Here is a 12,912-nt window from a genome sequence, read left to right as displayed (position 1 = left end):
CTACACTTGTCCTTTTCTTTCTTTAACCTCTTCTACCAGAAAGCAGCTTATTTTTCACTTTGCGTAAGAAAGAGCTGGCTTGTTGAGAAGGTAAATTTGTATCCAATAAGCACTTGACATGGCGCAAGGAATTAGCCTGGTACATTTCAGTGTTTTCAATCTTATCCAATAAGTTTTGGTAAACACTCTGAACCGAGTAGCGCTCTTGGATTTTGCCAAGATTGGCCACCGACTGGTCTTTTAATCCCTCAAAGTTTGCCAAGGCAGCGTTTATCTTATCTGTTAGCTGTTCGATATTGCCAGATGAATACAGCTGACCTTCTTCAAAGATTTCATAGGCGGAAAGATGACCAGGATTGTCCGACAAAATGGTCGGAAGGCCATTCATAATCGCTTCAATATAGACTAAACCAAAGGTTTCCATTGCAGACGGAAATACCGCAAGATCTGCTTCCGTCACCTCTGCCCAAGGATTGTCCTTGTGTCCCAGGAAGCTAATATTTTTTACCTGATGTTCAGAGATATAAGTATCGCATCTTTTTTTGTACTCCTCATCCCAGGCTCCGATCAGAACTAAGGCTGGTTTTGGCTGAGATAGCTGGTCATAGGCTTTTATCAATTCTAATTGATTCTTCCGCTCTGTCAAACGTCCAACTGACACGATACGCCTTTCGGCTCTATCCTTTTCTCCTATATCAGTAGGATGAATTTTCGTAAAAGGGGCAAAAGACAAGACTTTTCTATTTGGCAGCAGCTCCTGTAACTGTCTCTGCAAGGCACCTCTAACTGCAAATATTTCCTGCGAATAATCACTGATAAAATCTAGCTTTTCCTTATAGTAGCCAAACTCTCCGTCAGGAAATTCATGAATCAGCCAGAAATGCGGAACATCCTCGCAGGCCGCTGCCACTGCACCTTGAAACATATTGACCGTATTGGTAATAACCAAATCAATCTTTCGCTCCGTTAGTATCTTTCTGAGCGCTGAGGTATTATCCTGATATGACCGAGCTCTAGTCTCAGGACTATCTGGCAGGCCACCAGGCGCATCCTCCCACCACCATTTAACTGACGGCAAGGCTATAGTCTCAATAGCCAAGGCAGCCAAGCTGGATATATAGTCCTGCTGAACGGCTACATGATAATCCGGAATCGCATTGATAACCTGATGGCCCGTCTGGACCAAGTATTCCATCAAATTGACAATAGAGATTTCAGCTCCATTATCCAGCGTTCCAGTCGGCGAAATGAATAATATCTTTTTTTTCATAGCTTATCCTAGTACATTCCAATAAAAGGGCACCATCAAGTAGAGGGAAACCAAGAAGTTAGCTACCAGAGTCCCAACCATCATTTGATTCACCACTCTGTCTTTAATGTCCAAGGTTCCTAGATTAGCAACAGTTGGTAGCAGTAAGATCAAGAAAGGTGTAAAATAACGTCCCTGAGCACCAACTGATATCATGGCACCTTTACCGAGGACAATGGGTGTCCACTGCAGATACATAATTGACACAACAGCAATCACTTGAACCAAAAACAGATAACGCGACATGACTGTATAGCCCTTGGTCATAAAATCCTTCTGCGACTGCAAAAAGATAATCGCCAAAACTGCCACATCAATAAAAATCAGCCAAAGCGGCAGCTGGATAGTAAAATTCCCCAAAAAGCCAAACATACCGATTGTCAAAATCGTATTCAAGTCACCATTGACGCTTTGCTTAAAGAGCGTATTCAGCAAGACTTGGCCATAGTGCAAGAGCCCTCCCTGATTGCCAAATGCCAAATGCAGGGCAAGAAAGAAAGCTGCAAAGCCAAGTATATAAAAGATAATGCGATAACGAGCTACAAAAGCTTTGGTTGCAACAAAAGGCTTGTTCAGAACCGCAAGGAATCCTTCAAACTCAAAATGAACAAAAGGTAGCAAGCCTAATAAAAGGACATTATTCGGTTTGGTGACAAAGAGGCCTATAGAAATCACCAAAAGCTCCAGTACATTTCTATTAGTGAATTTCTTATGGTAGGCAATATTGGTCAAAAAGCCAACCGCCAACATAATCTCCAGATAGCTCATCACATCGTAAGAGAGAGAAGCAGCCTGCTGGACCATAATAGGCAAAAGAGATAGGAAAAACAGAGCTTTTTTGCCATATTTGAAGTATTTAATCAGCAGATAAACCCCGATGATATATGCCAAAGCATTAAAGAGCCTCCCCATCATCACGATGAAGCCTACTGACGGATAAAGCATGCTTCCCAAGGTCATACCTAGTAGCTGAGGCAGAAAAGAGATAGCCTTGAGATTAAAGCCAAAGGTAAACTCTTCTTGCGCCAGATCTATCTTCTCTGAGAACAGCTGCTTGTACTCTGCCGGCGAAACATTCGGAGTGGATGGGATTTTGTCCATCCATTTATATGTTCGACTGGTAGGTTTATGGAAGATTTCCCATGTCATACGAGCGTGATTGGTCTCATCAGGCACCCGATTAATCGGCTGTGCAATCATAAAAGTCAAGACAAAGATACTTGCCAATAATAAGAAAATATTCTCGACTTTTACTTCTTTATTTCTTTTCAAAATAAGTCACCATTTCATCTTTTTTATCTAAACTGCAATTTTCTAATACAAAAGTGTAGGCATTCTCCGCCAGTTCTCTGCGTAAATCCGCAGAAAGAATCAGGCTTTCCAGCTTTTCTTTCCATTCACTATCTTTAGCCAAAAGTCCCGTCTGACCGTCTATCATCATGTCTGCAAAGGCACCGATATGACTGGCAATCGTTGGCACCTTGACTAGAGCTGCTTCTATCCATTTGATTTCTGACTTGGCACGATTAAAGACTGAGTCAACCAACGGAGCTAGATTAATATCAACCTGACTAATCAACTGAGGCAAGGCCTTCCAGTCCACATACTCATGGACGACAATACGCTGTGTGTATTGTTTCATATCATGCGGGATATCCAAGTGCCCTACAATATGAAGCTCCACGGTTGGGTAGTTGTCTAGCACTTCTTTGATAGCTGGCTTGATGAGCTCAAAATTCTCATTGTGGCTGATGGAACCAGAGAAATAACCGATTTTGATTCTGTCGTCTGCACCAAGGTCTTCCTTCAAGAACTGCGAGCTAACCGCAATCAATTCGCTGGACGCCAGATTACGATTCAGCAGGACTGAGTCCTTGTATTTGAGCAATTCCTCTTTTAACTGATTCGTAGAGGTAATCGCCCCATCACAAGCCGCCAGCATTTTCCCGTAATTCTTCACTCCAGCATCGTAATTGCCCTTTTCCTTCTCAGACAAGCCTTGGGTATAGCTCAGCTGATCCGTATAAAGGGTATCAAATACCAAATCATCAATATCAAAATAAACTGGCTTATGCTCCTCCCGAGCCAAATCGCATAAAAGCTGGAGCTGAGCAGACCAAGGAGCGCGGTAGATAATGATGTGGCTGGCATACTGGGCCTGAGCCAGACTAAACTCAGACGCATTGACCACTTTCACAGCAAAGCCATTCTTTCTAAGCTGCTCTGCCTTATTGAGCACACGGTAGCGCGTACACTGCGGAATGATGTTCTCTACACCGTCAATGATGAGGATATATTGATCACGAGGCACATCTTTGAATTTTTGAACAATGTTCTCAAGAATTTCTACTAGATAATCTGTCTTCTCCCGAACATAGTCCAATACATCAGGAACCTCTGACTCTCTTTCCAGACCCTGCCATAAAAACTGCTGATCATCATAATTCTTCAAAGAAGTATACTTAATCAGAGGACTACCCGCTTTTAACATCCTTAATGGATGAATATACATAGCCGAATCCTGATTTTCGTGAACCAAGGCATCGTAACGATAGCCCAAGTCAGCAAAGTACTTGGTAAAAGTCGTTTCATGCTTTCCGATTGCTTCTTCTCGTGAATCCGTGTCAGTCAGCACTTGCCAATAGTCGTAGAATTCTTCGGACTGAAGCAGCAAAGGCTCAATCACCAAAAAATAAGACTGTAGGTGATTGGGAATGTAACCATAACGGTTAAAACCAGTGATATCTTCCTGAGTCTCACCATAGGAAATCCCCCAAAAGTCAAGATTTCTGCCAGCCATAGTTTGAAAGACAGCCGCCAAATCACTCATAGGGCCGATATTGGTGTCATTGACGAGCATCAACTGAGAGCAATGCTGCAGCGTTTCCTTTCCTAATGAAAGAATGCCTTCACGAAAAGCTGCTGTATCATAGCCGGTATTATCCCGCACCAAGACTTGCCCATACTGCTCTAAAGTTTCTAAATCCTCTGCAGCCAGTCCGCCGTTAACGACGATGAGAGTCTTATCAGCCAAAGCCGCTAACTTTTCTAAAAAGATAAGTTTGTACTTCTGCAAGCGCGACTCGGATTCAAAAATGACATAAATTAAGACTTTTTCGCCGCTTGAAACTGAAGCTAAAGCTTTTTCTCGTTGAGAGTTCCGCAGCCATTGATAATAATAAATCTTAGGAGACTTAACTTGGCGTTTCAAACGAATCACTTGTTGCTTAATCCGACTTAAAACAGCTTTGATACTGCGAGGATTCTTGATTATCTGAGCCAGACGTTTCAATGGCGTAATCATGCCATTCCCCAGTCGATAGGAAATAGATCGGCGAATACGAAACTGCTCCTGAATAGCCTCATCCCGCTGTTCCTTTATCGTTCTCAGTCTGGATTTCAAGGAGTCTAGATTTTTATGTAACTGCCGCTGATCCTCCTGCAGTTCAAGAACATAGTCGTTCACTTTATCCATATGCTGAATCAGTTCATCCAAACGACCTTCCAGTGTAAATATGTTCTGGCCCAGAGCTTGGTAAATATCGTCTGGTATCTGTCTCACATACTTACGCAGGATTTTCAGATACATTTCGTAATGATATCTCGTAGAATCCCGTTTAGAGATTGATTCCTTATCAAAGACCCGGTAATTCAGCTTTGTTTTTGCATCATAAACTGGTTTTGCACCTTGATTGATAATTAAGTTTAAAAGAAAATCATAGTCCTCCAGTTTTTCACGATTCAGCGCTTCATCATAATAAATACCATCAGCAACCGAACGACGAATGAGGGAACAGTTGGAAATATAATTCTCTGTTAAGAAAGCTAGCTTGTCATAGGGCTTTGATTTAAGGTAAACTTCCTTTTTATCAGGATCATACAGATCACCATAGACAATATCTGCCTCCTCCTTCACCATGCTAGTGTAGAAGCTCTCAATATAGTCTGAATCCAGAAAATCGTCACTATCCACAAAAATAAAATAAGTACCTTGAATTTGCTGCAAAGCCTTGTTTCTTGTCTTGACGACCCCCATATTTTCATGACTTTCAAACCGCGTCGGAAAAGGGGAATCCGCCAAGACAGCCTCTATGATTTCAGCAGAATGGTCATAGGAGCCATCATCCAATACCAGTAACTCAATATTTCGATAGGTCTGAGCAAAAATACTGCGCAAACACTGTTCAATGTAATCTTGATGGTTGTAACAAGTTACAACAACAGATATTAAATCTTTCATATACTTTCCTTGTAAATAACTCTATTAGTTTGAGTTAGCATCTTGACTCTTCATGTATGCTTTATTTATCAGATTAGCCACCCACTTGGGCCAGAAAAGCTGATACATGAACAAGTCCTCTTTGGTTCGAGTATTATCTGAAATAGTCTTGGTTGTTTCCGACTCTCCATGAATCCGGTGGCACATAAGCTTCTCAGAAATATAAGCAAAGCGACCCTTATAGGCGCTAATCTTGTACCAAGCGTACCAATCCAGACTCACGCGCATTTCCTCATCAAATCGAAAATCCCTTAATGCCTCTAAATTGTATGTCACCGCCGGACAGGAAATGGGATTGCCAAAAGCTAGAACCCGATTTCTCCAAAAACGACTGGATGGCATCAGATTCAAGGTTTTAAGCATGAGAGTCTTGATTTTCAGATTGGTATTAGCCGGAATTTTGACTCCATTTTTCTCTTCAAAATAGTCTGTATAGGCAATGAGAATGTCTTTAGACTGCTCTATCTTCTGCATCACTGCTTCTAGATAAGCTGGCTCATAGTAGTCATCTTGATGAGCAATGGTAGCATAAGAAGTCTCAACAAAAGTAAGGGCATTGTTCCAATCCTTGCCGATACCTCCTCCTTCTTTCGTATAAAAAGGAATACCGTACTTCTGGCACAGCTGCTTGATTGAATCCAACGGTGTTGAGCTATAGCAGATAATCTTTGATGGCAAGGTTTGAGCTTGCAAAGACAGGATACAAGCTTCTAAAAATTCACTTTCGCCATAGGCGCAAATCACCCAGGTATGGTTATTTTTCATCTTTTTTACTCTCTAACTTTGACATTCTTTGCTTCATGATGGACAGTTCTTGCACCAACTGCTTGATTTGTTCCTTTTGCTTGGAAATGGAAATAGTATGTAAAAAAACAATAACCAACAGGAAAAAGATAGCCAAGGACATGACAAAGTTTGAGGTCAACTCAAAACCTAACAATTTGGCAATCGAAACGGGAATCCAATCAAAAATAGAAATAACAATCAGAACGAAGCCAATAATAATCCACATAAAGGCTTGCTCAAATAAAATATTGTTTTGATTGATATTCCGAAAGACAAAATACAGGAATAGAACTGAAGCCACCAGCATAACAATAGACAAAATGGACATTATTCACTCTCTTTCATAAAAGCAGCAATCAAGATTGAAGAACAAACTTCAATCATATAGCGAATGGACTTAATCGGAGTAATCGAAGAGACTCCTCCTGCTCGTTCAAACATATTGGCTGGTGCTTCCACCACTTTATATTTCCGCTTCAAGATATGGACGATTGATTCTGGCTCAGGATACTTGATAGGATAGCGCGCAGCGAATTGTCTAATAATGTCTCGATTGGCCAAACGATAGCCTGATGTGGTATCCAGAATTCTTTTGCCAGTTGTTAATTTAATAAAAGCTGAAATAATGGTAATGCCAAAACGCCGCATAAAAGTCGTCTGAAATTCCGAAGACTTGTCACCGATAAAACGAGAACCAACAACCAAATCAGCCTGCTGACGACGAATAGGCTCCAGCAAAGCATCCAGCGACTCAATATCATGCTGACCATCTCCATCAAACTGTACGGCCACATCATAATTCTTCTCAAGAGCATACTTATAACCCGTCTGAACAGCTCCGCCAATCCCTAAATTCATAACCAAATGAATAGCATTCAGATGATGGCTGTCCAAAATCTCCTTAGTTCTGTCAACTGACCCATCATTGATAACTACGTAGTCTAAGTCAAAATCAACTTTCTTCCGATATTCTATAATGCTCATAACCGTATTTAAAATACTTTCTTCCTCATTATAAGCAGGAATTATCATTAAAACTTTCATTAATTTAATCTATTCTTTCTATAACATGTCATCACATTATTTTTTGTTTTTCTGCAACTGTTTTTTCCTATATCTCATAAAGCTTGGAATTAGGGAGTTGATAATCTTATATCTTAGCATTGGAAAAGGCTTCATAACAATATTAAAGATTCTAAAACAAACAAAATACAGCTGCCAACCTTCTTCCATTGGTGTATCTTTCCATGGAGTTTTGTGTAGATAATAGAGGTACTCCTTTTTAAACCTATGTGTGTTCCCTTTCCGCCAAGGTCTCTCTTCACCAAGATAGTGAATAATTGTAGGTGCTTTTCGGAAATGATTAAAATCTTCCTGTGATATAAACTTAGTTGGCTTACTTAATTCACTCAACGTTTTGTAAGGATAAACATCATAAATATTAAAATAATTAAAGGAAATTGGCAAGGTAAAAATTTGCTCTTTCAAGGCTCCATTTAAGGCATCTTGGTCTGGTGCGAATAGCTTCCCTTCATGAAACTGATAAAATTCTATGACCTTTTTACCAATCTCTTCCCTACGCCATTTTTTTAGATCAATCAATAGGACGCCCGAATTATGATAGGGGTACTCTTTCAAAGCTAGAAATTCCTTTCTTGACTTATCCACAGTTGGTTCGGGACACATACCTATTACCTTATCTCCCAAGTCGCTATAAAACAATGAACCTAAATCTTCTAGAACTAGTGTATCTCCATCGAGATATAAGATCCTATCAACTTCTTGTGGAAGAAGTTTATCTAAAAAAAGACGTGCTAAAATAATTGAAGACCAACCGTTTGTATCAAAATCAAAGTCAATATAGTCTGCGATATTATTTATAGAAATAATACAAACTTTTCTATCGTAACTTTTAACGAATTCTTTTAATTTATTTTGATTCTCTTGGCTTATCCTCTCGCCAATTAAATATACTGTAATATTCTCAGCAGATTTATTATTCTCAAATATAGAACACATACAGGTTGCAACTTGAGGTACAAACGCATCATTTAATGTAAATAAGATATTCATAGAATTCTACTTCTTTCTTTTTTCCTGATTTTTAGCAACGCCATAAATAATCAGACTTGTTGCATAAAAGACGCACATGGAGATTAAAAAGGAATTAGCAGCTCCCAGCAATTTTTGATCACGGATAAATGGTAAAGTAATAAATTTTGAAACAGCAAATGTCAATAAATAGGCTATCATCAGATAATGCTGTTTTCTAAAGATGGTCATAATGATATCAACCACTAGAGCAAAAACATTCAAAATACCGCCTATAAGTAATATTGTGAAAGGAAGTTTATACTCCTGTAATTGGATACCATAGACAGCACTAAGCACTTCTGTACCAATCAGATAGCCCAAAATAACAATAACAAGTCCTAAAACAGTCATTACTAGATTTAGCGTATTGACCTGTTTGAAAAATAGTGTAAATTTCTTTTCATTCCAATAAATGGAAAGCTGTGTAGTCAACGGTCTCAGGACGAAAAATAAAAGGGATAGGACAAAGACAGGCATGAATAGAACATTAAAATCTCTTTGAACCCCAGATGAAAAATAGCCATTTGTCAAAAGGTAATCAATATCAATTTTTGGCTCGTTATAGATATACGTTAGCAAAAATCCATTTAAAAACAAGGGAAAACTATTTTTCAAAATAGAATACACATTTTTTCTGTCATCATGGAGTTTAGGCGAAAACTTTTCCTGAGAAAAATGTAATCTACAGTTTCTGAAATCTAAGGGGAAGGTCAGAATAAAATTCGCACAACAAATAACAATACTAGCTACCATCAATGATTTTGTAAGCACCAGGACTATCGCAAATATTAACATACAAATCCAGCTCCTATAGAATTGCACCTTTCCGGCTAAATCTGATCTATCTTTTTGCTGAAATAATCCTTGAAAAACATCTGAATACGCATCTATAGCCCGATAAACAACAAGCAATAAAATAATACTAGATTTGTAAACATCATACCCTTGCCATAGAGTATAGATAAACGATGTTAAAATCATCAAAAAGACCGTAAAAAGTCTCGTATTATGATAAGAACCAAATTGGTATCTTTCTTTTACATCCGTAGATTGCAGATTTCTAACTTGAAAATAACCTAGAACAAAGAACTGCTGACCAAGAGCATAAGCAATACTAAAAATATCAGAATCTCTTGAATCTAGAAATCTAGAAGCTAGTAGAAGCAAGACGACTGATATCAATGAAGATGAGACTGTCCCCAACATGTTCCATATATAGTTATTTTTCAGTCCTTCTTTTGAGATTATTTTTTCTATTTCTTTATTACCGTCATTATTTTTAGCATAAGGTGATGATCCTGATTTTGAGGGCATTTTTCTTCTCCAAATGTATTCTATTTCTTATTATACTATACTTTCAGTGAAAAGTGAAAATCCTTCTTGAAAGAATCTCTCTTTTAAATGATACTTTCTTCTCCAACCTAATTAAAAAGGACAAAACTTCTATCAAGCTTATATCTATACTTCTTCTCTTTCCGTTTCCTAAATCATCTTCAACTTACTTCCGAAAAACCTAGCTCTATAATCTGGTTATTTCCAATCACCTTCTATTCTTCCTCATTTTTTAAAACAATTACAATATTAAAAAACCCCGTTTTCACGGGGTTTAGTGTCTGACTATAATTGTTATCTGGGAACGGAATCGAATTAAGCTTCGATTTCTGTAACCATACCTGAACCAACGGTACGTCCACCTTCACGGATAGAGAAAGTAGTACCTTGTTCAACGGCGATTGGGTGGATCAACTCAACGTCGATTGTTACGTTATCACCAGGCATTACCATTTCAGTACCTGCTGGAAGTTCGATTGAACCTGTAACGTCAGTTGTACGGAAGTAGAACTGTGGACGGTAGTTGTTGAAGAATGGAGTGTGACGTCCGCCTTCTTCTTTAGTAAGGATATAAACTTCACCCTTGAATTTAGTGTGTGGGTTGATTGAACCTGGTTTAGCGATAACTTGTCCACGTTCGATTTCATCACGTTGGATACCACGGAGAAGTACACCTACGTTGTCCCCTGCAAGACCTTCGTCAAGCTGTTTACGGAACATTTCAACACCAGTAACAACTGCTTTTTGGATTTCTTCCTTGATACCAACGATTTCGATTTCGTCATTGACTTTAACGATACCACGGTCGATACGTCCTGAAGCAACTGTACCACGACCAGTGATTGAGAATACGTCTTCGACTGGAAGAAGCAATGGCTTGTCAGTATCGCGTTCTGGTTCTGGGATGTACTCATCAACAGTGTCCATCAATTCCATGATGATGTCTTCATATTTAGAGTCACCTTCAAGAGCTTTAAGAGCTGAACCTTGGATAACTGGAAGATCGTCACCTGGGAAGTCGTATTCTGACAAGAGGTCACGGATTTCCATTTCAACCAATTCAAGCAATTCTTCATCGTCAACCAAGTCAACTTTGTTCATGAAGACGATCAAGTGTTTAACACCAACCTGACGTGAAAGCAAGATGTGCTCACGAGTTTGTGGCATTGGTCCGTCAGTTGAAGCTACTACAAGGATAGCTCCGTCCATTTGAGCGGCACCAGTGATCATGTTTTTAACGTAGTCCGCGTGTCCTGGAGCGTCGATGTGAGCGTAGTGACGCTTAGCAGTTTCATACTCAACGTGCGCAGTGTTGATAGTGATTCCGCGTTCGCGTTCTTCTGGAGCAGCATCGATAGACGCATAGTCCTTAGGTTGGTTAACTGCTGAAGGCAAGCGACGTGCCAATACAGTTGTGATAGCTGCTGTCAAAGTAGTTTTACCGTGGTCAACGTGTCCGATAGTACCAATGTTAACGTGTGGTTTACTACGATCGTATTTTTCTTTTGCCATTTGAGTAAAAGCCTCCAATAAAATATATTTTATAGATAGACAGTAGGCAATACAGTCTAACTTTCCTTACTATTTTATCAAATTTAAATGAAAATGCAAGTCTTTTAGCATTTTTTTGTGAATTATTCCTTGTCTAACTGATAGTAAGGCTGATTGGAAACGGAAGCACCAATACTCGAAGCAGCAATCCATTCTTTCCCTTCTAATTGGCTGAAATTCTCAGCTTTCCCAGTCAGAATAATACCAGAAAAGGTCAATTGATCCCGATTTTCTGCTTCACGAATATCTAGCTGACCAAATTTCTTGAGATAGGACTCAACCTCATTGTACATGTTGTACCCACTAACACTTGGGAAAAGATTTTTATCTGCCTTTTTCAGATAATCCAAGAAAGTCTGCTGCTCTTTCTTAGCCTCTTTTGCCTTCTTCCTAACATCTGAATCATAAGTAAAGAGAAGACTAGCGTTAGCTCCATAGGTCAGCTTGGGATCAGAATACAGTTCAATACCATTTTCACTATCTTCTGACTGACTGCCAATCCAGTACCAGTTGATTTTGAGATTGTTCGGTATCATCTGCTGGATTTCCTTATAGGTATAAGGCTTATCAAAAGTCAAAGCTACTTCCACCAATTGATTCGGCATTTCTTTGACAGAAGCCAACTCTTTAGGCATAGAATTACTATCCTTTGTCCCTTTGGCATTGATATTATAGAAGACCGGATATTTTTGACGCAAGGTTCGCGTATAGGTTCCTGAGAGAGACAAATAAGTCCCTTCCGCAGTCGGATCTCTAAAAGCACCTATGAGTGAATAGTTTCCCTCATAGGAAGGATAAGCCACCTTCACTCCATCTAAATCCTTGAAACGATCGGAACGTAAGGTCCCTGAAAAAAAGGAAGTTTGAGTGTGGTAAAGACTATCATAGTCAACATTAGGATAGGCGATTTCGGACATAACTTCGTACTGTTTTTGTAAGTCTCGTCCGTTACTAGAGGCTAATTCTACCAGCCCCTTTCCTAGAAGACCTAAGAGAACTAAAGATACAAAGGAACTAATGACGACTGTCTTCCAGAGTCTTTTTCTTCTGCTTTTCTTTGCAACATTTTCAAATGTTTCCATTTCGATATCCTTTCTTTTCCAGCTCCTTTCGGAGTTTAGCACGACTGCGCATCAGCTGAATCTTGACCTTGCTCACTGAGTAAAACATAATTTGGGCAATCTCCTTGACCGTGAAATCTTGAAAATAATAGAGTTCTAAAAGCGTAGCTTCCTTGAGTGGCAGATCTTCTATCATACTTCTTAGCAGCTCATAATCTTCATTTTCAAAGGGATTGACCAGATCCTTTCCAAAAAATTCTTTTCGCAAAATCTCCAAATAACGTTTATCTCTCCTATATCTGTCGATATAGCGCCGAATGGAAACTCGATACATCCAAGCTCGCATCTTTTCCGCCGGAATAATAACTTCTGTTTCCAACATCTTGACAAAAACGTCCTGCACTACATCTTCTGCTTCCACTTTAGAAGCCCCTGACTTCTGCAGATAGGAGACAATCTCGCGAGCAAAGCCTATCAAGATTGTTTCATATTCATCTAGT

11 protein-coding genes are annotated in these 12,912 nt (G+C 39.4%); all 11 read right to left on the bottom strand.

The features are described 5' to 3' along the window. Window positions 1–22 precede the first annotated feature (22 nt). On the bottom strand, window positions 23–1,270 hold the full coding sequence (locus K1I94_RS01415) for a glycosyltransferase family 4 protein (protein WP_223314179.1): 1,248 nt from the start codon (window positions 1,268–1,270) through the stop codon (window positions 23–25). A 3-nt stretch (window positions 1,271–1,273) separates the two neighbouring features. Further along, window positions 1,274–2,581 (bottom strand): DUF2142 domain-containing protein, encoded by a 1,308-nt coding sequence (locus K1I94_RS01410; protein ID WP_223314178.1) that lies wholly within the window; start codon window positions 2,579–2,581, stop codon window positions 1,274–1,276. After that, window positions 2,568–5,549, bottom strand: a complete 2,982-nt coding sequence (locus K1I94_RS01405; RefSeq protein ID WP_223314177.1) for a rhamnan synthesis F family protein — start codon at window positions 5,547–5,549, stop codon at window positions 2,568–2,570. The genes K1I94_RS01410 and K1I94_RS01405 overlap by 14 nt, the downstream gene beginning before the upstream one ends. Before the next feature lie 24 nt (window positions 5,550–5,573). Continuing rightward, window positions 5,574–6,353: a glycosyltransferase family 2 protein gene (locus K1I94_RS01400; RefSeq protein ID WP_223314176.1), complete on the bottom strand. Its 780-nt coding sequence runs from the start codon at window positions 6,351–6,353 to the stop codon at window positions 5,574–5,576. Next, window positions 6,343–6,702 carry a DUF2304 domain-containing protein gene (locus K1I94_RS01395; RefSeq protein WP_002895011.1) on the bottom strand — a complete coding sequence of 120 codons (360 nt, stop codon included), beginning with the start codon at window positions 6,700–6,702 and terminating at the stop codon, window positions 6,343–6,345. Before K1I94_RS01395 ends, K1I94_RS01400 begins: the two co-directional genes overlap by 11 nt. Next, complete coding sequence (locus K1I94_RS01390; RefSeq protein WP_002912852.1) at window positions 6,702–7,418, bottom strand: glycosyltransferase family 2 protein; 717 nt, start codon at window positions 7,416–7,418, stop codon at window positions 6,702–6,704. Before K1I94_RS01390 ends, K1I94_RS01395 begins: the two co-directional genes overlap by 1 nt. 36 nt (window positions 7,419–7,454) lie before the next feature. Continuing rightward, window positions 7,455–8,447 (bottom strand): glycosyltransferase family 8 protein, encoded by a 993-nt coding sequence (locus K1I94_RS01385; RefSeq protein WP_002912854.1) that lies wholly within the window; start codon window positions 8,445–8,447, stop codon window positions 7,455–7,457. Window positions 8,448–8,453: 6 nt separating this feature from the next. After that, window positions 8,454–9,782, bottom strand: coding sequence for a lipopolysaccharide biosynthesis protein (locus K1I94_RS01380; protein ID WP_002906138.1), 1,329 nt, complete (start codon window positions 9,780–9,782; stop codon window positions 8,454–8,456). A 333-nt stretch (window positions 9,783–10,115) separates the two neighbouring features. Further along, on the bottom strand, window positions 10,116–11,312 hold the full coding sequence (tuf, locus tag K1I94_RS01375; RefSeq protein WP_002895003.1) for an elongation factor Tu: 1,197 nt from the start codon (window positions 11,310–11,312) through the stop codon (window positions 10,116–10,118). 122 nt (window positions 11,313–11,434) lie between these two features. Beyond that, window positions 11,435–12,433, bottom strand: a complete 999-nt coding sequence (locus tag K1I94_RS01370; RefSeq protein WP_002906137.1) for an anti sigma factor C-terminal domain-containing protein — start codon at window positions 12,431–12,433, stop codon at window positions 11,435–11,437. Next, a complete protein-coding gene (locus K1I94_RS01365; protein ID WP_050540615.1) occupies window positions 12,420–12,890 on the bottom strand; it encodes an RNA polymerase sigma factor in 471 nt (156 codons plus the stop codon). The genes K1I94_RS01370 and K1I94_RS01365 overlap by 14 nt, the downstream gene beginning before the upstream one ends. Window positions 12,891–12,912: the final 22 nt, after the last annotated feature.

The sequence above is a fragment of the Streptococcus sanguinis genome, from assembly GCF_019929145.1.
In the GTDB taxonomy this organism is placed as follows: Bacteria; Bacillota; Bacilli; order Lactobacillales; family Streptococcaceae; genus Streptococcus; species Streptococcus sanguinis_U.
Note: the sequence above shows the minus strand (reverse complement) of the source record. Positions and strands in the feature narration are given on the sequence as shown.

Bases quoted from the DNA above. Each gene is read 5' to 3' on its own strand.
- K1I94_RS01405 (WP_223314177.1), bottom strand. From the start codon at position 5,549: ATGAAAGATTTAATATCTGTTGTTGTAACTTGTTACAACCATCAAGAT.
- K1I94_RS01395 (WP_002895011.1), bottom strand. From the start codon at position 6,702: ATGTCCATTTTGTCTATTGTTATGCTGGTGGCTTCAGTTCTATTCCTG.
- tuf (WP_002895003.1), bottom strand. From the start codon at position 11,312: ATGGCAAAAGAAAAATACGATCGTAGTAAACCACACGTTAACATTGGT.
- K1I94_RS01390 (WP_002912852.1), bottom strand. From the start codon at position 7,418: ATGAAAGTTTTAATGATAATTCCTGCTTATAATGAGGAAGAAAGTATT.
- K1I94_RS01380 (WP_002906138.1), bottom strand. From the start codon at position 9,782: ATGCCCTCAAAATCAGGATCATCACCTTATGCTAAAAATAATGACGGT.
- K1I94_RS01415 (WP_223314179.1), bottom strand. From the start codon at position 1,270: ATGAAAAAAAAGATATTATTCATTTCGCCGACTGGAACGCTGGATAAT.
- K1I94_RS01400 (WP_223314176.1), bottom strand. From the start codon at position 6,353: ATGAAAAATAACCATACCTGGGTGATTTGCGCCTATGGCGAAAGTGAA.
- K1I94_RS01385 (WP_002912854.1), bottom strand. From the start codon at position 8,447: ATGAATATCTTATTTACATTAAATGATGCGTTTGTACCTCAAGTTGCA.
- K1I94_RS01370 (WP_002906137.1), bottom strand. From the start codon at position 12,433: ATGGAAACATTTGAAAATGTTGCAAAGAAAAGCAGAAGAAAAAGACTC.